Source organism: Saccharothrix australiensis, assembly GCF_003634935.1.
Taxonomy (GTDB): domain Bacteria; phylum Actinomycetota; class Actinomycetes; order Mycobacteriales; family Pseudonocardiaceae; genus Actinosynnema; species Actinosynnema australiense.
This window is the reverse complement of the sequence record NZ_RBXO01000001.1, coordinates 5,675,660-5,699,265: the sequence shown is the minus strand read 5'-3', so window position 1 is coordinate 5,699,265 and position 23,606 is coordinate 5,675,660. Positions and strand designations below refer to the sequence as shown.

Here is a 23,606-nt window from a genome sequence, read left to right as displayed (position 1 = left end):
ACCGGGGACGCCGCCGGATGTGATGCGCGCCAACACGGCCACCGGCACCTGCGACCGGACCCGCGAGCACATCGACCACATCGAGTCGTCCCGGCGGGACCACGAAGCCCGGCGGGCGGACTGACGCCGGCACCGGCGCGGCAACGCCGCACCGATTGCTCACGGCGACGGTCTGGTGTACCCGGAAAACAGCGCTCCAACCCGGACGACACCCGACCCGGTGAATGTGTGGTCGCGTCGTTCCCGCGCCGACACCCAGGGTATCCGACACCCACTTCGGACGAGTGGGAGTCATCATGGAGCACCACGACGACGTGCCGACGCGAATTCCCTTTGCCGGCACCGAGAACCAGCGCAAGTGCCGACGGGTCCGACGGGCCGCCGGCAAGGTCGCGGCGTGCGCCGCGGTGATCGCCCTGGCCGGTACCGGGCTCGCCGGGCAGGGCCACGCCCAGGTGGCCGCCAACGCCGTGCACGACGAGGCGGCCGACGCCGTCCAGCGGGTCGTCGACCTGGTGAACGCCGAGCGCGGCAAGGCCGGTTGCGGTCCGCTGCGCGCGGAGGGCAAGGCCCGGTCCGCCGCGCAGTCGCACGCCGACGACATGGCCGCGCGCGGCTACTACGACCACACCAGCCCGGAGGGCGCGGACGCGGGCGACCGCCTCGACGCCGCGGGCTACCGCTGGCGGAAGTGGGGCGAGAACATCCACAAAGGACCGTCGAGCCCCGAGGACGCGGTGCGGGACTGGATGAACAGCGCGGAACACCGCGCCAACATCGTCAACTGCGACTTCAACGACCTCGGTGTGGGCGTGAACCACAAGGCCAACGGGCCGTGGTGGGTGCAGGTCTTCGCGTCCTGACGCGCGAGCGGGCGGCACGTCGCGGGAGGCCGTCGCCCACGGGACGACGTCACAGGACGCCGTCGCCCGCGGGGCACGGCTCTCCCGCCGGGTTCCGCCACGTGACCGGCAACCGGAGCGGCGACTTGGCGGGCGAGTCGTCCTCCCAGGGCAGGGACCGGGGATCGGCGGTCAGCTGGAGGTGCGGGAACCGGTCGAGGACGGCCGCGAGGCCGACCGCCAGCTCGGCCCGCGCGAGGTGGGCGCCGAAGCAGTTGTGGACGCCGCGCCCGAACGCCAGGTGGGGGTTGGGCGCGCGCCGCAGGTCCAGCCGGTCGGGTTCGGCGAAGACGCGCTCGTCGCGGTTGGCGGACGCGATGGAGGGCACCACCGCTTCACCGGCGCGCACGACCCGATCGGCGATCTCGACCTGCTCCTCCGCCAGCAGCACGACGTTGGCGTTCATCACCGGCAGGTGGCGCAGCAGCTCCTCGACCGCGGTGGGCATGATCTCCGGGTGCCGCCGGAGGTCGGCGAGCCGCGCGGGGTGGGTCAGCAGGACCAGCAGCGCGTCGGCGAGGAACATCGTCGTCGTCCGGTACCCCGCGACGAGCATGGACAGCGTGAACGCGAGGACGTCCTCCTCGGCGAGGTCGCCCGCGTCCCACCGGCGCACGAGGTCGGTGAGGACGTCGCGGCCGGGCTCGCGGCGCTTGCGCTCGGCCAGGTCCAGCGCGTAGGAGCGGAGGAAGCCGGTGACCGACCGGCCGGCCTCCAGGGTCAGCAGCGCGCCGAGCGCCGCGTCCGCCGGGCCGAGGAACAGGTCGCGCTCCGCGTACGGGATGCCGACCAGCTCGCACATCACCAGCAGCGGGAACGGCTCGGCGAACCCGGTGACGAGGTCGCCGGAGTCGGACCCGGCGGCCAGGTCGTCGAGCAGCCGGTCGGCGAGGGCGCGCAGCCGGGGTGCCAGCGCCTCGACCGCCTTCAGGCCGAAGGGCTCCGCGACGGCTCGGCGCAGCGCGCGGTGGCCGGGTCCGTCCAGCTCCATCATCGTGACCAGGCGCGGTGCGTCGCCGGGCGGCGCACCGGGCGGCCACGCGGTGATGTCGGGGCGGATCAGCCTCGGGTCGGCGAGCGCGGCGCGGACGTCCTCGTAGCGGGTGAGGTACCAGGCGACGCCGTCGGAGCCCAGCCGCACCGGGGCGACCGGGGTGTGCGCGCGCAGCCGGGCGCACTCGGCGGGCGGGCCCATCGTGCCGGGCTCGGGCAGCGGGAGGTCGGAAACCGGAGGCGCCGGCGCGTCGCGCGCGGGACCACCGGGCGCGTGACCGCCGTTCACCGGGTTCCCCCCACCGCGTCCCCCGCGGCGGCGGTGCCCCGGACGGCGCCGCCGTCGGGCCGGGTCAGGTAGCCGGAGGCGAAGAAGTAGTCGAGGTAGCGGTCCAGCAGCTCGTCGTCGACCGGCGGGCACCGCAGGCCGCTGTCCGCCAGCGCCGCCTCCACGGCGGACCGGCCCAGCACGGGGAACGTGCCCTCGAAGTACATCTCCTTCACCGAGATGTCCGCCTTGTGCCCCCGGTCGACGCACAGCGGGACGAAGGGCGCGGTGGGGCTGGTCGGGTCGGCCTCGACGTGCCGCACCAGTTCGCCCACCCACTCGGGGTAGGGCAGGGTCGTGATGTCGTACCCGGCCGCGCGCATCCGGTCGAGCAGGTCCGCGAAGGTCGCCGGGCGCGGGTTGGTCAGGTGGTAGGTCCGGTGGTCGGGCGTGCCGCTCGTCGCGATGTGCACGATCGCGTCGGAGACGTGGTCGACCGGCACGAAGTCCAGCGGCAGCGGGATGTCCGGCGCGAGCCCGGTGTCCGCCACCACCCTGATCAGCGAGCAGATCGCGGTCTCGGTGTTGCACTCGCCGCCCGCCTGGTCGCCGGTGACCTCGTAGGGCCGGTAGACCGCCACCGGCAGGCCCTGGTCGGCGGCGTCGCGCAGCAGCCGCTCGGCGACCCACTTGCTCTCCGCGTAGCCCATCGTCAGCCGGTCGGCGTGGTCCAGCGGCCGGTCCTCGGCGACGTGCCGCACGCCCGCCGTGCCGAACCCGGCGACGACCGCGATGGTGGACAGGAAGTGCACGGGCACCCGGCGCGGCGCGGCGAGCCGGACGACCTCGCGCGTGCCGTCGACGTTGACCGACCGCAGCGCCCGGTACGGGTACAGGAAGTTGACCCGCGCGCCGGCGTGGACGACCAGGTCCAGGCGGCGGGCGAGGTCCGCCGCGTGCCGGGCGTCCAGGCCGAGCAGCGGCCGGCCGAGGTCGGCGGGGAAGCAGGTGACGCGGTCGGCCGCGTGGTCGCCGCCCAGGCCGTACCGCGCGAGGTTGGCCCGCACGCGGCGGGTGGCGTGCCCGCGGTCCCGCGCCCGGACCGGGCAGTGCACCTCCGCGCCGGTGCGCCGCAGCAGCCGGTCCAGCAGGAACGCCCCGATGAACCCGCTCGCGCCGGTGAGCAGCACGTGCCGGGGGTCGTGCACGCGCGGCGGCGGCCCCTGTCGGCGGGGCAGGCGGAAACCCAGCTCCGCCTCCGCCGTGAAGTCGACGGCCGGGCCCGCCCGGTCCGGCGTCCGGGGCCGCTCCACCGCCCTCCGCACGGCCGCCGTGAAGCCGGCCGGCGTCGGGTCGTCCAGCAGTTCGCGGATCAGCGCGCTGCCGTGCCGCGCGTCGACCCCGAACGCGGTCAGCGTCCGGTTGACGACCTCGGCCGCCAGCAGGGAGTCGCCGCCGAGGGCGAAGAAGTCGTCCGCCTCGCCCACCGGTACGCGCAGGACCGCCTGCCAGACCGCGGTGACGGTCTCCCGAGGCCCGTCGCCGCGCGGCGCGGGCACGGTCGCGGGCACCGCCGCGGGCCGGTCGGCGAGCAGGGCGCGGAGCCTGCCCCGGTCGACCTTGCCCGCGCCGTTGACGGGGAACGCGGGCAGCTCGACCAGCCGGGACGGCACGGCCGACGGCGGCAGCCAGGTGGCCAGGTCCCGGCGGACCAGGTCGACGCGCACCCCCGCGCCGGGCCGGGCCGGGGTGACGTACCCGACCAGCGTGCCACCGGACAGCTCCACGACCGCCTCGCCGACGTCGGCGTGCGCCCGGATGCGCGCCTCGACGCCGTCCAGCTCGATCCGGTGGCCGCGCAGCTTGACCTGCCGGTCCGCCCGGCCGCGGTACTCCAGGTCGCCCGTGGCGAGCCGCACCACCCGGTCGCCGGTGTCGTAGAGCACGGCGCCGGGCTCGACCGGGCTCGACCGGAACCGCCGCCCGGTGAGCGCCGGGTCGCCGAGGTAGCCCAGGGCGAGACCCGCGCCGCCGACCAGCAGGTCGCCCTCCTCGCCGACGCCGGCGGGCGTGCCGTCGGCGCGCACCACGTGGCACGAGCAGTGCTCCAGCGGGCGGCCGATCGGCACGGCGGTGGCGTCGGCGGGCAGCCGGCGCACGTCGTACGCCGTCGTCACCACGGTGTTCTCGGTGGGGCCGTAGAAGTTGACGACCGCGGTGCCGGGGCACGCGGACAGGACGGTCCGCGCCAGCTCCGGGTCCATCGCCTCGCCGCCGGCCGACACGAACCGCAGCGCGCGCAACGCCGCCGGCCGGACGCGGGCGACGTGGTGGAACACGCCCGTGGTCAGGTAGGCGATCGCGACGCCCTCCGCGCGGAGCACGCGTTCCAGGGCGTCGGGCGACAGCAGGTCCGCGCGGTCGACCGGCACCAGGCACGCGCCGTTGAGCAGCGGTGGCCAGACCTCGATGGTCGACGCGTCCGACGACAGCGCGTAGCCGTGCAGCACCCGGTCGCCGGGCCGGGGCCGCTGGCCCACGAGGTCCGAGCGGGCCAGCGCGACGACGCCCCGGTGCGGCACGGCGACCGGTTTCGGCCGGCCCGTCGAGCCGGAGGTGAACATGACGTAGGCGCAGTCGTCGGCGGTGACCCCCGGCGGGCGCACGGCCTCGGCCGGCGGGTCCGGGCGGGCCTCGTCGACGGGGACGCGGGTCCGCAGCCGCCGGACGCGGCACGTGCTGCCGGGCAGCGTCACCACGGTGTGCACGCCCGCGTCGTCGGCCATCGCCTGCTGCCGGGCGGGCGGTGCGGTGTCGTCGAGCGGCACGTAGGCCGCACCGGCCTTGAGGACGCCGAGGAACGCCACCGGCGCGTCCAGGCCGCGCGCGCCGACGACGCCCACGCGGTCGCCCCGCACGACCCCCGACCGGCACAGGCGCGCGGCGAGGGCGTCGGAGCGCCGTCGCACCTCGCCGTAGGACAGCCGCCGCCCGCCGTGCGTGGCGGCCGTCGCGTCGGGCGCGGCGGCGGCTCGGGCGTCGAACAGGCCGTGCACGGTGTCGGTCGCGGGTCCGGACGCGGCGGTCCGGGCGGCTCCGCGGTCCGTCGCGACCACCGCCGCCTCCGGCGGTTCCATCGGCGTCAACCGAAGTTCTCGGCGAAGGCCGCGAAGTCCGCCGTGCGCCAGTGCTGCGGCCGCATCCGGAAGGCGACGTCCTCGGCGAGCTGCGCGCGGTTGGCCGCCAGGTACTTCTCGGCGGTCGTCGGGTCGAGGTAGCGCCGGGCCAGCGCCTCGAAGTCGGCGGCGTCCAGCGGGTCGTCCACGGCGACGACCGGACCCTCGACGCTGACGTAGCGGTAGGGCGGCGTCTCGTGCTGCGCGCAGAGGGAGAACCGGCCCGACTCGCGGATCAGCTTGGCCTTCAACGAGGACCGCCCGGTCTGGACGAGCACGTCGCCACCGGGCTCGTAGGAGTACCACACCGGCACCAGCAGCGGTGCGCGGTCGCCGCGCCCGTCGGTGACGCCCAACACGCCCACCCGCGCTTCGTGGAGGAACGCCTCCCGATCGCCGCGTGACATGGACAGCTCCATAACGCCCCCCGAATCCCCTGTCGTCACAACCGCTCGCTTCGACGCTTGACCGAAGTGCACCCCGGATCACGCGGGTTCGCGGGAAGGTGCACACGAAAGGGGACACGGCGGACGTTTCGGCCGGCGCGGGCGTCGCACACGGAAGCGTGAGGAGTTCCGCGTCCGTCATGACGCTCGGTGTCCGTTGGCCCGCCGAGGGAACTCGTCCGGGGGCATCGGCGCGGCTCGGCTCGGGGGCGGTCACGGGCGGGCGCGGCGGAACGGCAACCACCCGATCGGGCTCGGCCACGGTGACCAGGGACCCGCGCGGCGGCACCCGGTGGGCCCGCGGCCGGGGTGATCCGCGGTGGACCGCCCGCCGCGCACGCGCGGTGCGGCACGCCACCCGGACGGCGCGCGGTCGTCGTCCGGGTGGGTGACCGGCGGTCAGCGGCAGGACTCGTCGCGGAACCGCGCGCCGGACCAGAACCGCAGCACGTCCCGGTTGAAGTCCGCCGGCCGCTCCCAGTTCGCGGAGTGCCCGCACCGGTGGTACACCAGCGTGTCCGCGGCCGGCAGGTGGGCGGCGACCACCCGGAGGACCGGCGGCGGCAGGTAGAGGTCGGCGTCGCCGGTGATGATCAGCGTCCGCGCGGACAGCGTCGCCAGCCGGGTCCAGTCGATCGGCTCGGACAGCTCCTGGCTCTCCACCGCGTGCCCGCCCAGCGAGAGGTCGGAGATCTCCTTCCACCGCCGCGCGCCCCCCTCGTTCGCGGCGCGGTAGTGCGGGCTCAGCTCCAGGAAGTCGTGCGGCATGGCGTCGAAGCCGGGCGGGCGCAGCTGTTCGGTGACCCGCTTGTACTCCGGGTCGGAGATGCCCATGAAGCTGCTCAGGATCACCAGGCTGAGCAGCCGCCGGGGGTGCCGCAGCGCGTAGTCGGTCGCGTAGTAGCCGCCCAGCGCCGCGCCGAGGAGGTGGAACCGCCGCAGGCCGAGGTGCTCGACCAGGGCGTGCAGGTCGTCCGCGCCGACACCGGGGCGGCCGGGCTCCGGCGGCGTCGAGTTGTAGTGGCCGCGCCGCGAGTACGCGACGACCCGGTAGCCGGCGCGGGCGAACACCGGCTGCTGGTACGGCCACGACAGGGCGCTGCCGCTGCCGGGGTGCACGAGCACCACCGCCGGGCCGTCACCGCCGGTGTCCCAGTACCACAGGCGTGCGCCGGGCACGTCCAGGAAGCCCTCCTCGGCGGGGGCCTGGGCCGGTACCGGTTCGGGGACGTACGGGCCGCACCGGTGCTCGGCGTGCTTCGGGGTGGCGAGCGCCTGCTCGGCGGTGAACGCCGTCGCGGCGACCGCCGCGGAGGCCAGGACGGCGCGGCGGGCGACTCGTCCCCGGTGCGCGCCGCCGGGGTCGGGCGAGTTGGTCATGTGGTTCCCGTGGTCGTCGGTGTGGTGTGTCGGCGCACGCCGGGTGTCGGCGGCGCGGTGCGCCGGCGCACGCCGGGTCGGCGGTGCGCGGCGCGATCGGCCGGATACCCCTAGTCGGTGCGGTACACCTGCTCGAAGCGGCCGTTGCCGAAGGTGCGGCCGGGGAAGTCCTGGTTGGGCCAGCCGCCGGTCCGCACGTGGTGCGCGTTCTCGACGTTGGCGAAGAACGGGATGATCCACCCGCCGCGCTCGTACTGGATGTCGTACACCCGCCGGGTGAGCGCGACGCGCTCGGCCTCGTCGGTGGTCGCCTGCGCGCGCTCGTGCAGGCCGCGCAGCTCGCCGAGGTCGGGCTCGGCGGGGTGGGTCAGGGTCGTGGTGTCGCTGAGGTCGGTGAGCGCCAGCAGGGTCAGGAAGTCGCCCTGCGGCGGCCACTTGTCCACCGAGAACGGCCAGTGGTGGAAGTTCGGCCCGAACAGCGTGGCGGTGTCCACCTGGCGCACCCGGACCGTCATCCCGATCTCGGCGGCGTTCTCGGCCAGCACCGTGCACATCGACACGGCCTCGGTGGACACCGGGCCGGTGACCAGCTCGACCTCCACGCCCTCGTGGCCGGCCGCCTTGAGCAGCGCCCGCGCCCGGTCCAGGTCGCGTGCGCGCACCAGCGAGCCGGGGTAGCCGGGCGCGAACGGCTCGGGCAGGTCGTTGGCGACCACGCCCCGGCCGGACAGGCACGCGGTCAGCGCCTGCTCGCGGTCGATCGCCAGCCGCAGCGCCTGGCGCACGCGGACGTCGTCGAACGGCGGCTGCCGCATGTTCATGTAGATCCCGGTCCACGCGCCGGTCCGCGATTCCAGCAGCCGCAGGTCCCGGTGCCGCTCGATGGTCGGCAGCTGCGCGTACGGGAGCAGGTTGATCGCGTCCACCTGCCCGGTGACCAGCGCGTTGAGCCGCGCCGAGTCGTCGTTGACGACGGTGACGACCAGCTCGTCCAGGTAGGGCTTGGGACCGAGGCCGGGCGGCGCGGGCGTGTCGCTGGGCTGGGCGGGCCCGTCGGCGTCCCAGTAGTCGGCGAACCGCTCGCACACCCACTGGCGGTTCGGGGTGAAGCTCTTGTGCTTGAACGGTCCGGTGCCCACCGGGCGGCGCGGGTCGAACCCGACCGGCACGACCTTGAACGGGCTCGCCAGCGCGGTGGCGAAGGTGGCGTTGGGGCGCAGGAGCTTCATGCGCAGCGTGCGCGCGTCGAGCTTGGTGAACCCGTCGAGGTCGACGAACGCCTTGAACTTGCCCACGGTCACCGCGCCGGGCAGTGAGAAGGTGCGCTGGAAGGTGAAGATCAGGTCGTCGACGTCGAGGGTCTTGCCGTCGTGGAACTCGATGCCCGGTCGGAGGCGGATCGTCCACTCGTCGCCGGCGGGGTTGGGCTCGATCAGCTCGGCCATCCGGAGGTGGTAGCCCATGTCGTTGCCGAAGTCGGCGAGCTGGTCGTGGAGGGCGCGGGCCATGAAGCTCACCGGGATGCTGTTGAGCAGCATCGGGTCCAGGGTGTCGGAGCCCTTCGCGCCACCGGTCGCGACCGTGAGCGTGCCGCCGCGCCGGGGTGTGCCGGCGGTCCGCGCGCCGTCGCCACCGCAGGCCGTCAACGCCGGTGCTGCGGTGGTCAGCCCGAGCGCGGCGGCGGTGTTCAGGAAGGCGCGCCGGGTGAAGCCTTCGGCCGGCCTCGTGGTCATGCGCGGTCCTCCCGTGACGGCGGTGCGGGCGGAACACCCGGTGGCGTGGTGTCGGGGTCCGGTGGGGCGGCCGGCGAGGCCGGTGTGGTGGCGTCGGGGTCCGGTGGGGCGGCCGGGGACCCCGGTGGCGCGACCGGGGACCCTGGTGGCGCGGCGGCCGGGTCCGTCGGTGCGGCGTCGAACGCCCGGCCGGCCGCGACGAGCGCCCTGGTGAAGGGGTCGCCGGGGTGGTCGAGCACGTCGTCCACCGGACCGCTCTCGACCAGCCGGCCGGCGCGCATCGCGACGACCCGGTCCGCGACCGCGCGGACCAGCGCGAGGTCGTGCGTCACGAACAGCAGCGCCAGCCCGTCCTCCTCCTGGAGCCGGCGCAGCAGCCGCACGATCGACGCCTGCACGGACACGTCCAGCGCCGAGGTGACCTCGTCGCAGATCAGCACCTCGGGGCGGCACACCAGCGCCCGCGCGATCGCGACCCGCTGGCGCTCGCCCCCGGAGAGCTGGTCGGGGCGGCACGACGCCACCGCCGGCGAGAGCGACACCCGGTCCAGCGCCTCCGCCACGGCGTCACCGATCGGCGACGCCGTGCCCCGTCGCGCCTTCCAAGCGTTCTTGGGGTACAGCACCTCCAGCGGCTCCCGCAGGATCTCGCCGATCGTGCGACGCGGGTTCAGCGAGTTGTAGGGGCTCTGGAAGACGTACTGCACGGCGCGGCGCAGCTCCGGCGGGCGGTCGCGGGCGCGGGTGGCCAGCTCGGCTCCCCGGAACGCGATCCCGCCGCTGTGCCGGTGGTGCAGGCCGATGACGCTGCGGGCGAGCGTGGTCTTGCCACTGCCCGACTCGCCGACCAGCGCCAGGCACTCCCGCTCGGCCAGCGCCAGCGACACGCCGTGCAGCACCTGCCGCTCGCCGTGGAACGCGTCGAGGTCCGCCACCCGCAGCAGCACCCCCGGCCCCGGTCCGGCACGGGGCGCGGGCGGGCGCGGCGCGGTCGTGGCCCGCCCGGCCCGGTGGGCGCGCAGGCAGCGCGCGACGTGGCCGGGTCCGACCTCGACCGGTCCCGGCGCGGTGGTGGCGCACTCGGCGACGGCGTCCGCGCAGCGCGGGTGGAACGCGCACCCGGCCGGCCGCCGTCCGGGCGGCGGTGGGTCGCCGGGGATCGCGGCCAGGTCCCGCCGCCGCGACACCGACGGCACGGCGGCCAGCAGCGCGCGGGTGTAGGGGTGGGCGGGCGCGCCGAAGACCCGCGCGGCGGGGCCGCTCTCCACGACCCGGCCCGCGTACATCACCAGGACGCGGTGCGCCAGGCCGGCGACCACCGCCATGTCGTGGGTGACGTACAGCGCCGCGACGCGGTGGGTCGCGCACAGGTCCCGCACGGTGCCCAGCACCCGCGACCGGGTGGTCACGTCCAGCCCGGTGGTCGGCTCGTCCAGCACGATCACCCGTGGCCGCAGCAGGAACGCCATCGCCAGCGCGACGCGCTGCTGCTGCCCGCCGGAGAGCTGGTGCGGGAAGCGGTCCAGGAAGGCGTCGCCCTCGTCGCCCAGCCCGACTTCACCCAGCCCGGCCTCGCCCAGCCCGACTTCGCGCAGCGCGGCGCGGACGCGGGCGGCCCGCTCGGACCGGGACAGCCCCGGCCGGTGGAACTCGAACAGCTCGGTCAACTGCGGGCGCAGCCGCAGCGCGGGGTTGAGGGCCATCGACGGGTCCTGCGGCACGTACGCGACCGTGCTGCCGCGCAACGCCGCGAGCCGGTCGCGGCCCAGGCCGACGACTTCCTGCCCGTCCACCACCACGCTGCCGCCGACGATGGCCGCGCCGCGCCGCGCGTGGCCGAGCAGCGCCACGCCGACGGTGGTCTTGCCGGAACCCGACTCGCCGACCAGGCCCACCACCTCGCCCGCCTCGATGGTGAAGTCCACCAGGTCGACCACGTCCACGCCGCGCCCGTCGAGGTCCACGCGCAGGCCCCGCACCTCCACCGCGCTCACGGGGCCACCCGCCGGGGCGGGACGCCGGCGACCGCGCGGGCGAAGCCCTCGGTCACCAGGTTCGTGCCGAAGGTGAAGACCGCGACGCACAGCAGGGGCGCCACGACGCCCCACGGCTGCAGTGCCAGGCCCTGGTAGTTCTCCTTGATCATCAGTCCCCAGTCGGCCGCCGGCGGCTGGAGGCCGACGCCGAGGAAGCTCATCGCGGCCACGATGCCGGTGGACCAGGTGAGCCGCAGGCCGAAGTCCACCGCCAGCGGCGTCGCGACGTTCGGCAGGATCTCCCGGCGCACGATGCGGAACCGGGACGCGCCAAGGGTTTCCGCCGACTCGACGAACTCGCGCGACGCCACCTCGCGCGCCGCGCCGTAGGCCACGCGCGCCACCTGGGGCACCCACGCGACGGCGACGACCAGCGGCATCAGCGCCGGCTCCGCCCGCGCCACCGACACCAGCAGCAGGATGAGCACCAGCGGCGGGAACGCGCGCAGCACGTCCATCGCGCGCATCAGCACCTCGTCCAGCAGGCCACCGCTGTACGCGGCCGTCATGCCGACGACCGCGCCGACCGCGACACCGGCCAGCGTGCCGGCGAACGAGATCCACACGATGCCGCCGCCACCGGTCAGCACGCGGGAGAGCACGTCCTCGCCGAGGTAGTCGGTGCCCAGCGGTGCGGTGGCCGACGGCGGCGCGTACGGCGCGCCGACGATGTCGCTGTGCGCGTGCGGCGCGAGGAACGGGCCGAGGAAGACCACCAGCAGCACCAGCCCGGTCGCCGCGAGCCCCACCCGCGTCCGGGGCTCGCGCAGGCAGCGCCGCACCGCGCCGGGCGAGCGCGCCGGGCTCACCGGGCGGCCGTCCGCAGCCGGGGCGTCACCCACACCGTCGCCACGTCACCGAGCAGGTTGAACACCACGTAGCAGGCGGCGAACACCAGGCACACCGACTGGATCACCGGGAAGTCCCGGTTCTGCACCGCGTCCACCAGGGCGCTGCCGAGGCCGGGGTAGTTGAACACCTGCTCGACCACCACGACGCCGCCGGTGAGGTAGGCCAGCGCCAGCGCGGTGCCCTGGACCGCCGGCACCAGCGCGTTGGGCAGCACGTGCCGGCGCAGCACGGCACCCTCCGGCACGCCCTTGAGCCGCGCGGTGCGCACGTACTCCGACTCGTAGACGTCGATCACCGACCCGCGCACCAGTCGGGACAGGTACGGCAGCACGCCCAGCACCAGCGCGGTCACCGGCAGCACCAGCTGCGCCGGGTCCGCGAGGGGGCTCTCGCCCGGCGCGAGCAGCACGGTGGCGGGCAGCAGCGGGAACACCGTGGTGGACAGCAGGATCACCAGCAGGAGCGCGATGACGAACTCGGGCAGCGCGGTGAGCCCGAGGGTGGTCGCCAGGACGGCGCGGTCGAACGGGCGGTCGCGGTGGCGGCCGGCGACCGCGCCGACGAGCACCGAGAGCGGCACCACGAGGACCGCGGCGAGCAGCACCAGCACCGCGGAGTTGACCGCCCGGTCGCCGATCAGCCCGGCGACCGGCTCGCGGGTGACCAGGGAGTGGCCCGGATCGCCGGTCAGGAGGTCGCCCAGCCACGTCAGGTACTGCGCGACCAGGGGCCGGTCGAGGCCCAGCTCGGCGCGCAGCGCGGCCACCCGGTCCGGCGTCGCCTCGTGCCCGAGCACCGCGCGGGCCGGGTCGCCGGGCAGCACCCGCGTGGCGGCGAAGACGAGCGCGGAGACCAGCAGCACCACGGTCGCGCCGGACAGCAGCCGGCGCGGCAGCCATCGGCGGCGCGCGGTGGGCAAGTGCCGGTCCAACGCCATCACCCCGTCCCGACCTCGTTGATCCGTGAGGATGCACTTAGCTGTTGTCACTGTCAACAGCGTGTCTCCGGTAACCTGGCAGGTCGTGGAGACGGTGATCGAACCGGCGACGCCGGCGGACGCGGACGACCTCCTGCGGCTGCGTGGCGACGCCGAGGAGTGGTTGGCGCGCCGGAACATCGACCAGTGGCGACCGGGCTGGCTGTCGCCCGACGACGTCCGCGCGCAGATCGACGCCGGCGAGTGGCACGTCGCGCGGTGCGGCGGCGCGGTGCGCGGCGGGTTCCGGCTGCTCTGGTCGGACGAACCGGTCTGGCGGTCGCGGAACGCCTTCGCGGCCTACGTGCACGCCCTGGTCACCGACCGGCGGTGCGCGGGCGCCGGCCTCGGCGGCAGGCTGCTGGGGTGGGTCGCCGACCACGCGCGGGAGGTCGGCGCGCCGCTGCTGCGGCTGGACTGCGTCGCGCACAACCGGCGGCTCCGCGAGTACTACGCGGGCCTGGGCTTCCGGGAGGTCGGGCGGCGCGAGTTCGGCGTCGGCTGGGTGCACGTGCTGCTGGAGAAGTCGACCGATCGTCGGTGTTGACATCGACAACAGAGGGCTCGGATACTCGGAACCGCTCCGGAGTGGACGGTTCGGTCCCTCCGCGGACGGCGAACCGTGAACGGAGAGCCCAGTGCAGAAGGTCTACTGCCTCTACAAGCTGAAGCCCGGCGTCTCGGCCGACGAGTACGTGGCGTGGTCGAAGACGGTCGACCAGGCGATCACCAGCCGCCAGGAGTGCGTCCGCCGGTTCCGCGTCGTCAAGCTGGAGGGCTCGCGGACGGGTGCCGCGCCGTGGGACGTCGTGGAGGACATCGAGGTCGAGTCGTGGGACGCCTGGCAGGACTGCCTGGCCCAACCGGCGATGGCCGAGGTGGTCGAGGGGTTCCGGCGGATGGCCGACCGGGACTCGGCGGTCACGGTGTTCGGCGCCGAGATCCGGTAGCCCGGTGCGCACGCCGACCCGGTTCTCGCTCGGCGCGCCCACCGAGCCGGGGCTGCTCGTCCCGTTCGCCCGCCGGGCCGAGGAACTGGGCTTCGACGGCCTGTGGACGCAGGACACCGTGGGCGGCGCGAACCCCTCCCTCGACGGGCTGCACGTGCTGTCCCACCTGGCGGCGGTCACCCGGCGCGTGCGGCTGGGCATCGGGGTGTTGTACTCCGGGCGGCGCAACCCGGCCGTGCTGGCCCGCGAGCTGGCCACGATCGACCGGCTCTCCGGCGGCAGGCTCACCGTCGGGCTCGGCGTCGGCAACGCCCACCACCGGCCCGCCCTCGCCGCGCTGGGCATCGACACCGGTCGCCCGGTGCGGCGGCTGGTCGAGGGCATCGGCGTCCTGCGGGCCCTGTGGAGCGGCGGGGACCACCACGGCGAGCTGTACTCCTTCTCGGGCGTCCGGTCGCAGCCCGCGCCGGTGCAGCGGCCCGGTCCGCCGATCTGGCTCGGCGCGCGGGCCGAGCCCGCGCTGCGGCGCGCGGCGCGGATCGCGGACGGCTGGCTCGGCGCGGCCCCGGTGTCCTCGGCGGAGTTCCTGCGCCAGCTCGACGTCGTGCGCCGGGAACTCGCCGACACCGGGCGCGACCCGGCCGGCTTCGCGGTGGCCAAGTGCGTGTACCTCGCGGTGGAGGACGCGGAGTGGCGGGCCCGCGCGCGTCTGACGCCGGCGTTCGACCGGGCCTTCGGCGGCAACCCGGTGTACGACTCCACCGGGATGGCCGACCGCGTCGCCGTGTTCGGCCCGCCGGACCGCTGCGCGGAGCGGCTGCGGGAACTGGTCGAGGCGGGGGTGGACGAGCTGGTGCTGTACCCGGTGTACGACCGGCTGGCGCAGCTCGACGCGTGCGCCGAGGTGGTCGCCGCGCTGACCGGGGCGCGGCGGTGACCGCCGCGCTGCTCGGCTACGTCGACCCGCTCGGCGTCGCGGCGGGCGAGGAGGTCCGCCTGATGGTCAGCGCGACGGTGGACTACGACGTGGCGCTGCTGCGGCTGGGGCACGGCTCCGCCGACGCGCGCGGTCCCGGCGTCCGCGAGGAGGTCGTCGAGCGGCTGGGGTCGCACGCCGCACGGGTGCAGCCCCTGCCGTCCGGGTCCTACCTGCGCGCGCCCGCGCACCCCGGTCTCGACGTCGACGCGTTCACGGTCACCGCCTGGATCATGCCGACGATGGCCGCCGGCCGCCCGCGAGCCGTGGTCGCGCGGCGTGACGCGGGCGGTCGGGGCGGGGTCGGGCTGGACGCGGCCGGGCTGGACGCGGCCGGGCAGGGCGGGGCTGCGCCGGGTGGGGTCGGGCGGAGCGTGGCCGCGCCGGGTGGGGTCGGGCAGGGCGGGGCCGCGCGGGACGGTGCGGGGCAGGGCGGGGCCGGGCAGGGCGGGGGCGGTCGGCGCGGGTGGGCGCTCGGGCTGACCGCCGACGACCGGCTCGCGGTCTGGGCGGGCGCGGGGGACGCGCCGCTGGCCGTCACGGACCGGCCCGTGCCGGTGGGCCGGTGGACGTTCGTGGCCGCCGCCTTCGACCGCACCGGCGTTCGGGTGGCGCAGGTGCCCGTCCCGGAGTGGCCGGTCGGGTCCTGGCGCGCGTCGGCGCGGCACAGCGGGCCGGTGGACGTCGGCGCGGCCGGCATCGAGCCCCAGGTCGCGGCCTGGTGGTCGGGCGGTGCCGCCGCCGCGCACTTCAACGGCCGGATCGACCGCCCGACGATCCTGGCCGGCGCGCTCGACGTCGTGGCCCTGGGCGCGGCGGTGGCTGCGAACACGGCGACGGCTGTGAACACGGCGGTGACTGGGGGACCAGCAGCACCCGTGCTGGCGCGGTGGAGGCCGGGCCGCGACACCCGCGGTGCCACCGTCCCCGACGACGGACCGCACGCGCTGCACGCCGAGGCCGTCAACACGCCCGCCCGCGGCGTGCCGGGCGCGAACTGGACCGGCCGCGAGATCGACTTCCGCCTGGCGCCCGACGAGTACGACGCGCTGCACTTCCACGACGACGACCTCACGGACGCCCGCTGGTCGCCCGTGCTCACGCTGGGCCTGCCCGAAGACCTCCGCAGCGGCGTCTACGCGTTCCGCCTGGCGTGCGGGTCGGAGCAGGTGCGGGTCCCGTTCTTCGTGCGCCCGCCGCGCGGCACGACCACCGCGCGCGTCGCCGTGCTGATCCCGACGTTCACCTACCTCGCCTACGCCAACTCGCACTCCAGCATCGAGCGCGCGGGCCCGGACGGCCCCGACTTCCCCGTGACGCCGCAGCACCGCTGGGCCGCCGCGCATAAGGTGTGCAGCCTCTACGACCACCACCGCGACGGCAGCGGCTGCTACTACGCCTCGCGCCGGCGGCCGCTGACCACCATCACCCCGAACTACACCGGGCCGTTCGGGCTGTGGAACCTCAGCGCGGACCTGTGCCTGACCGACTGGCTCGACCACGAGGGCGTCGACCACGACGTGGTCTGCGACGACGACCTGCACGCCGAGGGCGTCGCGGCGCTGGCCGGCTACGACGTGGTGCTCACCGGGTCGCACCCGGAGTACTGGACCGGCCCGATGCTCGACGCGCACGAGACCTACCTCGCGCGCGGCGGGCGGGTGATGTACCTGGGCGGCAACGGCTACTACTGGGTGACCGGGGTGTCGCCGGCCGCGCCGCACGTCGTGGAGATCCGGCGCGGGCACACCGGGACGCGCGGCTGGGAGGTGCCGCCGGGCGAGACGCACCTGAGCACCACGGGCGAGGCGGGCGGGCTGTGGCGGCACCGCGGCCGTCCGCCGCAGCGGCACGTCGGCGTGGGGTTCACGGCGCAGGGCGGTCGCGGTCGTGGACGCCCGTACCGACCGGTGGCGACGGCCGGCGGGCGCGGCGCGTTCGCGCTGTCCGGAGTGGACGGTCTGATCGACGCGGAGGCGCTGGTGAGCGGTGCCGCCGCGGGCATGGAGATCGACCGCGTCGACCACGCGCTGGGCTCGCCGCCGCACACGGTCGTGCTCGCGACGGCCGACGGCTTCGACGACCACTTCCAGCACGCCGTCGAGGAGGTGCTGACGTCGGACTCGCGGCAGGGCGGCACGGTCGAGCCGCGGGTGCGGGCCGACCTGGCGTTCTTCGAGTACCCGCGCGGTGGGGCGGTGTTCGCCACCGGCTCGATCGCCTGGTGCACCGCGCTCGGCGTGGCCGGGTACGCGAACCCCGTGGCCAGGGTGACCGGGAACGTGCTGCGCCGGTTCCTCGATCCCCGGCCGCTGGAGGACGACCGGTCCGCCGGGTCCGATGCCGCCGGGTCCACCGCCGCCGGGGCCGATGGCGCCGAGGCCGGTGCCCTCGAAAGCGACGCGCCCGACAGCGCTGCCCCAGAGGAGCCGGAACGACCGAGGGGCCGGAACGACCGAGGAGCCGCGATGACCGAGGAGCCGCGATGACCGAGGACCGGCCGGACCCGGTGGCGCCCGGCGTCGACCACCGCCGCCTCGCCGACCTGCTGGCCCGCGAGCGCGCCGCGTGGGTCGACGCCAGACCGCGCGCCCGCGCGCTGCACGAGCGGGCGCGGGCGTCCCAGCTCCACGGCACGCCGCAGCACTGGATCAAGCAGTTCCCGCCGCCGGTGCCGCTCGTCGTGGACCGCGCGCACGGCGCGCGGCTGCGTGACACCGACGGCCACGAGTACGCCGACTTCGGGCTCGCCGGCACCGCCGCGCTGTGGGGCCACGGCCACCCCGCCGTCGTCGCCGCGCTGCGCGACCAGCTCGACCGCGGCGCGGTCACCCTCTGGCCGCACGAGGACCACGTGTGGGTCACCGAGGAGCTGCACCGGCGGTTCGGCCTGCCGTTCTGGCAGTTCACCGTGTCGGCGTCGGACGCCAACCGGTTCGCCCTGCTGCTGGCCAGGGTCGTCACCGGGCGGCGACGGGTGCTGGTGTTCCACCGCGCCTACCACGGCTCCGTCGAGCAGACCTGCGCCGTCCTGACGCCGTTCGGCGTCGCCGCGCCGCCCGGCGTGGAGCCCAACGGCGTGGACGTGCGCGAGACCACGAAGGTGGTGGAGTTCAACGACCTCCCGGCGCTCGAACGGGCGCTGGAGCCGCGCGACGTGGCCGCCGTGCTGACCGAGCCGGTGATGACCAACGGCGGCGCGGTGATCCACCCGGACCCCGGCTTCCACGCCGCCCTGCGCGACCTCACGCACCGCACCGGCACGCTGCTGGTCGTCGACGAGACCCAGACCATCCCGGCCGGTCCCGCCGGCTGCACCGGCGCGCTCGGCCTGTCGCCGGACCTGGTCACGATGGGCAAGTGGCTGGCCGGCGGGGTCCCGGCGGGCGCCTACGGCATGACCGAGCCGGTCGCGGCGGTCGCTGCGCGGTACACGGCGTCCGGCGACGGCGGCCTGGGCAGCACGCTGGCGGGCGGCGCGCTCGCCGTCCGGGCGATGCGCGCGGTGCTCGGCGAGGTCATGACGGAACCGACCTACGCCCACCTGGACCGCCTCGCCGCGCACTACGCGGGCGACGTCGCGGCGGTGATCGAGCACCACGGCCTGCCCTGGCACGTCGGGCGGCTCGGCGGGCGGGTCTCGTACGCCTTCACGCCCGAGCCGCCGCGCGCCGCCGGCGCGCTGCGCCCCGGCGCCGGCTCGGCGGTGCGCCAGGCGCTGTGGCTGTACCTGGCCAACCGGGGCGTGGTGCTGAGCGGCATGAACGGCGCGGCGCTGTTCTCGCCGCTGACCGAGGAGACCGACGTGGACCTGCACGGCGAGCTGTTCGGCTCGGTGGTCGCCGAGCTGGTGGCGCGGTGACCGCCTTCGACGACGCCGAGGTCGAGGCGTTCCGGGCGGACATCGGCCGCTCGCGCGTGCCGGGCGCGTACTCGCCGGGCCGGTGGTCGGTCGCGGCGGGCAACCGCGACCCCGCCGTGGTCGGCGCGCTGCCCGCGCGGGTGCGGTTGCGCGACACGACGATGCGCGCGCTCGGCGCGCTGCCGCTGGAGCGGGCGGCGCGGTCGGGTTTCCTGCGCAGGCTGGTCGCGTCCGGGGTGCCCGAGGTCGTCGTGCCCCGCGCGGACGACTCCGCCGAGGCGGTGGCCGCCGTCAAGGCGGAGCGCCCGGACTGCGCGGTCCTGTGCCCGTTCGTGTCCACCGCGGACGAGGTCGAGGCGGCGCGCCGCGCCGGGTACGACGGCGTCCAGGTCCCGGTGCCCGGCTTCGGCCCGGCGTCGGCGATCTACGACCCGGTGGAGGGCGGCGGGGTGCGGACGCGCGCGGAGGTCGTCGCCCGTGCCGCCGCCGTCGTGGCACGGGCCCGTGCCCGCGGGCTGCGGGTCGTCGCCGCCCTGATGATGGTGTCCTACCTGACCCGTGACGTGCTCGCCGACACCCTGGCGGCACTGGCGGGAGCCGACGAGGTCACGCTGTTCGACGGGCCCGGCGCGCTCGGCCCGGAGGCGTTCGCCGACCTGGTCCGCGCGACCGCCGCGGCGGGCGTCCCGGTCGGCGTCCACCCGCACGACACCTTCGGCCTGGCGGTGGCCTGCGCCACCGCTTCCGCCCGCGCGGGGGCACAGGTGGTCGAGGTGTCGGTGAACGGCTACTGCGGCGGGCCGGGCAACGCCGACCTCGCCGCGACCGCCGCCGCCTTCGAGGTCCTGTACGGGGTGGACACGGGCGTGCGCCTCGCCCACCTGACCGGGCTGGCCCGCGCGGCGGCCGGGCTCACCGGCCGCCCGGCCGCGCGCCACCAGCCCGTGGTGGGCCCCGACGCGTTCCACTGGGGCGACGGCGACTGGGTGCGGCGGGAGTCCGAAGTGGACCCGTTGCTGCACAACTGCGTCGAGCCCGGCCTCTTCGGCAACGACCGGGCGTGAGCCGCCGCACCCGTCCTGGTCGGGTCGGCCGAGGCGGGCGCTGTCAGCCGAAGTGGGCGCGGTCAGCCGAGGTGGGCGGGGTCCTCCTGCTCGCGCCGGGTGAGCACCAGGGGCACGTCGTCGGTGATGGCGATCGTGTGCTCGGAGTGCGCGGTGCGCGAGCCGTCGGCCGACCGGATGGTCCAGCCGTCGTCGTCGTAGACGATCCGGTCCGTCGTGCGCGTGAACCAGGGTTCGAGCGCCAGGGTCAGCCCCGGCCGCAGCTCCAGGCCGCGCCCCGCCCGGCCCTTGTTGGAGACGTGCAGCTCCTCGTGCATGGTGCGACCGATGCCGTGGCCGCCGAACTCGGTGTTGACCGGGTAGCCGTGGTCGCGGGCCACCGCCCAGATCGCCGCCGAGATGTCACCGAGGCGGTTGCCCGGCCGCGCCACCGCGATCGCGGCCTCCAGCGCCTCCTCGGTGGCGCGGATGACCCGCAGGTCCTCGTCGTCGGGTGTGCCGACGACGATCGTGCGCGCGGAGTCGGCCACCCAGCCGTCGATGCCGACCGCGAGGTCCGCGCTGAGCACGTCACCGTCGCGCAGCGTGTAGTCGTGGGGGAGGCCGTGCAGCACGGCGTCGTTGACGGACAGGCAGATCACGTTGCGGAACGGGCCGCGCCCGAAGGACGGCGCGTAGTCCCAGTAGCAGGACTCCGCACCGCGCCGGTCGATCATGCGGCGCACGTGGTGCTCCAGGTCCATCAGGTTGACGCCCACCTCGGCGAGGCGGCCGACCTCGGAGAGCACCTCGGCGACGAACCGCCCGGCCACGTGCATCCGCTCGATCTCCGCGGGTGTCTTCAGCTCGATCACGGCATACCTCGCGTCAGGGTGTGGTGGTATTACTATACCGCCACCCTACCACTTGCCGGTACAGTAATACCAACTTACCCTGGGCGCATGGTCCGCCAACCGCTCACACCCGAGCAGATCGAAGCAGGCAGGCGCCTCGGCGTCCGGCTGCGCCTGGCGCGGGCAGGCCGCGACCTGGCGGAAGTCGCGCACGCGGCAGGCATCTCGCCGGAAACCCTGCGCAAGATCGAGACCGGGCGGCTGCCGTCGCCGGGGTTCGGCACGATCGTCTGCCTCGGCGAGGCGCTCGGCGTGCCGGTCCAGGAGTTGGCGGCCACCTGGCGCGGCGGCGACCTGCCGCTGGAAGCGGTCTCGTAGCACCGCCGACGCGCGCCCGGAGCCGCCCCGGACCGGTGACGCCGTCGAGCCGGTCGCACCCCGGTCACCGCCGGCCGCGTCCCCGGCACCGCGTGAGCAGCCGGCCGGGTCCCCGGCACCGCGTCGGCCCCGGTCGAGTCCTCGGCACGGCCCCGACCACCGCGACGGGCCGGAGCGAGGCCACCCACCCGCCGGTCAGCCGGCCGGCGGTTCCGGGCGCGGCAGCCCGGCCACCGCCGCGGCGTACTCCTCGGCGAGGCGGCGGACGATCTCGCCGGCGGGCAGCACCCGGTCGACCAGGCCGGCGGACTGGCCGGCCTCGACCTTGCCGTGCGCCACGTCACCGCCCTGCGCCGCCATGCGCAGCGTCGCCTTGGCGAACTCGGCCCGCCGCGTCTCCAGGTCCGCGCCCGCGCCCTCCAGCTCGGCCATGCGCGCGGAGAACTCGTTGGCCACCGTCCGCACCGGCCCCAGGCCGTGCCCGACCAGGCGCGTGTCGGCCACCCCCGCGCGCAGCACCGCCTCCCGGTACGCCGGGTGCACGGTGGCCTCCTCGCTGAGCAGGAACCGGGTGCCGAACTGCGCCGCCCCCGCGCCCAGCGCCAGCGCCGCCGCCAGGCCGCGACCGTCGGCGAACCCGCCCGAGGCCACGAGGGGCAGGTCCACGGCCGCCGCCACCGCCCGCAGCAGGACCAGCGTGGATACCTGGCTCGGCGGCGGGTGCCCGCCCGCCTCGCCGCCGACCACCACGAGACCGTCCACACCGCACTCCGCCGCCTTCACGGCGTGCTCCACGCCGGCCACCACGTGCAGGCACACCGTGCCGACGTCCCGGAACCGCGCGAGGTACCGCCGGGGCCCGCCCTGCGACGCGATCAGCACCGGCGGGCGCAGGCGCACCAGCAGGTCGACCACCTCGTCCACGCCCGGCCGGTACAGTGGCAGGTTCACCGCGAACGGCCGGTCGGTGCCCCGGCGCACCCCGGCCACCGCGGCGGCGAGGTCGGGCAGCCGCATCGGCCCCGCCGCCACCACCCCGAGCCCGCCCGCGCGCGACACCGCCAGCGGCAGCGCCGCGGACGACGACGCCCAGGACATCCCACCCTGCACGACCGGCAGGTCCACGCCCAGCAGCCGCGTCACCGGCGTGCCGATCCTCACCGCGCGTCCTCGGCGGCCAGCAGCCGCACCGCGTGCGCCACCAGGTGCCGCTTCTGCACCTTCGCGCTCGCGGTCACGCCGAACCGCTCGAACCCGTCGACCAGGCACACCCGGCGCGGCACCTTGAACCCGGCCAGGTGTGGTCGCAGCCACGCCAGCAGCTCCTCCGGTGTGGCCGCGCTGCCCTCGTTGAGCACCACGAAGGCGAACGGCACCTCCACCAGCCTGGGGTCCGGCACGCCGACCACCACCGCCTGCCGGATGTCGGGGTGGCGGTGCAGCACGTTCTCCACCTCGGCGGGCGCCACGTTCTCGCCGCCCACCCGGATGATCTCCTTGAGCCGGCCCAGGAACTCCAGCCGACCGTCCTCGCCCAGCCGGCCGAGGTCGCCCGTGCGCAGCCAGCCGTCGGGCGACAGCACCGCGGCCGTGTCCGCCGGCAGGTCGTAGTAGCCGAGCATCACGTTCCAGCCGCGCACCACGATCTCGCCGGGCGTCCCGACCGGGCGGTCCACCCCGGACGACGGGTCGCACACGCGCACCGAGACGCCCGGCTCCGGCAGCATCCGGGCCGCCGCCCGCACCGACTCCGGCTCCCACCAGGCGGATTGCGCGACGTTCGGCGACGCCTCGGACAGCCCGTACCCGACCACGCACTCCCGCGCGCCCAGCTCGTCGATCACGCGGCGCACGACGGTCGGTGACGCGGCCAGCCACGCGCCGCGCAGCACCAGCCGACGCCGCGCGCGGTCCGGGTGGTTGAGCAGCATCAGCGCGATCGTGTCGTTGCCCGAGAAGTGCGTGCACCGCTCCCGCTCGAACAGCCGCAGGGCCTCACCCGCCTCGAACCGCTCCATCGCCACCAGCGTCGCGACGTGCTGGAGGCAGGAGAGGATCGACAGCGTGGTGCCCGCGACGTGGAAGAACGGCCGCGCGCTGTGGAACCGGTCGCCGGTGCGCAGCCCCAGGCGGCCACCGGAGAAGAACGCGTCGGCGCACATGCTCCGGTGCGTCAGCAGCACGCCCTTGGGGTACGAGGTGGTGCCGGAGGTGTACTGGACCAGCAGCACGTCGTCGGGCGTGCAGCCCGCCGGCACGTCCGCGCCGCCGGCGGCCAGGAAGTCCGCCCACGAACCCGCGCCCGCCGGCACGTCCGCGCCCGCCACCACGACCCGCCGCAGGTCGGGCAGCGCCGGGTCGGGCAGCGCGCGGTCCACCGCCGGGCACGCCTGCCGCAGCACCCCGGTGAGGTCGGCGGTCAGCAGCCGGTCCGCGAGGAACAGCACCCGCACCCGCGCCTGCCGCAGCACGTAGGCGAACTCCTCGGACCGCAGGCGCGTGTTCACCGGCACCGCCACCGCGCCGAGCGAGCCGACCGCGAGGAACAGCGCGACCCACGCGGGACCGTTGCCCAGGCAGATGCCGACGTGGTCGCCGCGCCCGATCCCGGCCGCCGCCAGCGCGGACCGGACGCGGGCGACCTCGGCGGCCAGCTCCGCGTAGGTGACGCGGTCGTGCGGGGTCACCACCGCCTCCAGGTCGGGCGCGATGGTGGCGGCCCGCCGCAGCGCCGCGTCGGTCGTGAGGGGGCAGATGCCGGCCGGTTCGACGTCCATCAGT

At 75.9% G+C, this 23,606-nt stretch carries 19 protein-coding genes; 8 read left to right on the top strand and 11 right to left on the bottom strand.

The features are described 5' to 3' along the window. The first annotated feature begins 296 nt into the window (after nucleotides 1-296). A complete protein-coding gene (locus tag C8E97_RS24050) occupies nucleotides 297-863 on the top strand; it encodes a CAP domain-containing protein (protein ID WP_121007752.1) in 567 nt (188 codons plus the stop codon). A 49-nt stretch (nucleotides 864-912) separates the two neighbouring features. On the opposite strand, the gene C8E97_RS24045 is transcribed toward C8E97_RS24050, so the two are convergent. The 8 genes from C8E97_RS24045 to C8E97_RS24010 form a co-directional block, all read right to left on the bottom strand. Further along, nucleotides 913-2,184, bottom strand: coding sequence for a cytochrome P450 (locus C8E97_RS24045; protein WP_211347121.1), 1,272 nt, complete (start codon nucleotides 2,182-2,184; stop codon nucleotides 913-915). Beyond that, nucleotides 2,181-5,300, bottom strand: coding sequence for a non-ribosomal peptide synthetase (locus C8E97_RS24040; protein WP_121007751.1), 3,120 nt, complete (start codon nucleotides 5,298-5,300; stop codon nucleotides 2,181-2,183). The genes C8E97_RS24045 and C8E97_RS24040 overlap by 4 nt, the downstream gene beginning before the upstream one ends. 5 nt (nucleotides 5,301-5,305) lie before the next feature. Further along, entirely contained in the window at nucleotides 5,306-5,746 is a 441-nt protein-coding gene (locus tag C8E97_RS24035; RefSeq protein WP_211347120.1) for a pyridoxamine 5'-phosphate oxidase family protein, read from the bottom strand. 438 nt (nucleotides 5,747-6,184) lie between these two features. Beyond that, a complete protein-coding gene (locus C8E97_RS24030; RefSeq protein ID WP_121007749.1) occupies nucleotides 6,185-7,165 on the bottom strand; it encodes an alpha/beta fold hydrolase in 981 nt (326 codons plus the stop codon). A 110-nt stretch (nucleotides 7,166-7,275) separates the two neighbouring features. Next, nucleotides 7,276-8,898, bottom strand: a complete 1,623-nt coding sequence (locus tag C8E97_RS24025; RefSeq protein WP_121007748.1) for an ABC transporter substrate-binding protein — start codon at nucleotides 8,896-8,898, stop codon at nucleotides 7,276-7,278. Continuing rightward, nucleotides 8,895-10,892, bottom strand: a complete 1,998-nt coding sequence (locus C8E97_RS24020; protein WP_121007747.1) for an ABC transporter ATP-binding protein — start codon at nucleotides 10,890-10,892, stop codon at nucleotides 8,895-8,897. Before C8E97_RS24020 ends, C8E97_RS24025 begins: the two co-directional genes overlap by 4 nt. Next, the gene (locus tag C8E97_RS24015; RefSeq protein ID WP_246019116.1) at nucleotides 10,889-11,743 is read right to left on the bottom strand and encodes an ABC transporter permease; all 855 of its coding nucleotides are present in this window, start codon (nucleotides 11,741-11,743) and stop codon (nucleotides 10,889-10,891) included. The genes C8E97_RS24020 and C8E97_RS24015 overlap by 4 nt, the downstream gene beginning before the upstream one ends. Next, nucleotides 11,740-12,717, bottom strand: a complete 978-nt coding sequence (locus C8E97_RS24010) for an ABC transporter permease (protein ID WP_246019115.1) — start codon at nucleotides 12,715-12,717, stop codon at nucleotides 11,740-11,742. The genes C8E97_RS24015 and C8E97_RS24010 overlap by 4 nt, the downstream gene beginning before the upstream one ends. A gap of 91 nt (nucleotides 12,718-12,808) precedes the next feature. On the opposite strand from C8E97_RS24010, the gene C8E97_RS24005 reads away from it, so the two are divergent. From C8E97_RS24005 to C8E97_RS23980, 6 genes are all read left to right on the top strand, one after another. Continuing rightward, nucleotides 12,809-13,309: a GNAT family N-acetyltransferase gene (locus C8E97_RS24005; RefSeq protein WP_211347119.1), complete on the top strand. Its 501-nt coding sequence runs from the start codon at nucleotides 12,809-12,811 to the stop codon at nucleotides 13,307-13,309. A 91-nt stretch (nucleotides 13,310-13,400) separates the two neighbouring features. Continuing rightward, the gene (locus C8E97_RS24000; protein WP_121007743.1) at nucleotides 13,401-13,712 is read left to right on the top strand and encodes a hypothetical protein; all 312 of its coding nucleotides are present in this window, start codon (nucleotides 13,401-13,403) and stop codon (nucleotides 13,710-13,712) included. A 4-nt stretch (nucleotides 13,713-13,716) separates the two neighbouring features. After that, nucleotides 13,717-14,649: an LLM class flavin-dependent oxidoreductase gene (locus tag C8E97_RS23995; RefSeq protein WP_170211977.1), complete on the top strand. Its 933-nt coding sequence runs from the start codon at nucleotides 13,717-13,719 to the stop codon at nucleotides 14,647-14,649. Continuing rightward, nucleotides 14,646-17,177, top strand: coding sequence for a N,N-dimethylformamidase beta subunit family domain-containing protein (locus C8E97_RS23990; protein WP_147455214.1), 2,532 nt, complete (start codon nucleotides 14,646-14,648; stop codon nucleotides 17,175-17,177). Before C8E97_RS23995 ends, C8E97_RS23990 begins: the two co-directional genes overlap by 4 nt. Next, nucleotides 17,174-18,550, top strand: coding sequence for a transaminase (locus C8E97_RS23985; protein WP_121007740.1), 1,377 nt, complete (start codon nucleotides 17,174-17,176; stop codon nucleotides 18,548-18,550). Before C8E97_RS23990 ends, C8E97_RS23985 begins: the two co-directional genes overlap by 4 nt. Further along, nucleotides 18,547-19,614 (top strand): hypothetical protein, encoded by a 1,068-nt coding sequence (locus C8E97_RS23980; RefSeq protein WP_121007739.1) that lies wholly within the window; start codon nucleotides 18,547-18,549, stop codon nucleotides 19,612-19,614. Before C8E97_RS23985 ends, C8E97_RS23980 begins: the two co-directional genes overlap by 4 nt. 62 nt (nucleotides 19,615-19,676) lie before the next feature. Here C8E97_RS23980 and map read toward each other — a convergent pair whose 3' ends face one another. Continuing rightward, entirely contained in the window at nucleotides 19,677-20,468 is a 792-nt protein-coding gene (map, locus tag C8E97_RS23975; protein ID WP_121007738.1) for a type I methionyl aminopeptidase, read from the bottom strand. Nucleotides 20,469-20,555: 87 nt separating this feature from the next. Here map and C8E97_RS23970 point away from each other — a divergent pair, with 87 nt between their 5' ends. Continuing rightward, nucleotides 20,556-20,825, top strand: coding sequence for a helix-turn-helix domain-containing protein (locus C8E97_RS23970; RefSeq protein WP_121007737.1), 270 nt, complete (start codon nucleotides 20,556-20,558; stop codon nucleotides 20,823-20,825). Nucleotides 20,826-21,020: 195 nt separating this feature from the next. Here the strand turns inward: C8E97_RS23970 and C8E97_RS23965 are convergent, their stop codons facing one another. Then, on the bottom strand, nucleotides 21,021-21,986 hold the full coding sequence (locus tag C8E97_RS23965) for an NAD(P)H-dependent flavin oxidoreductase (protein WP_121007736.1): 966 nt from the start codon (nucleotides 21,984-21,986) through the stop codon (nucleotides 21,021-21,023). Further along, nucleotides 21,983-23,602, bottom strand: a complete 1,620-nt coding sequence (locus C8E97_RS23960) for an AMP-binding protein (protein ID WP_121007735.1) — start codon at nucleotides 23,600-23,602, stop codon at nucleotides 21,983-21,985. The genes C8E97_RS23965 and C8E97_RS23960 overlap by 4 nt, the downstream gene beginning before the upstream one ends. Nucleotides 23,603-23,606 lie beyond the last annotated feature (4 nt).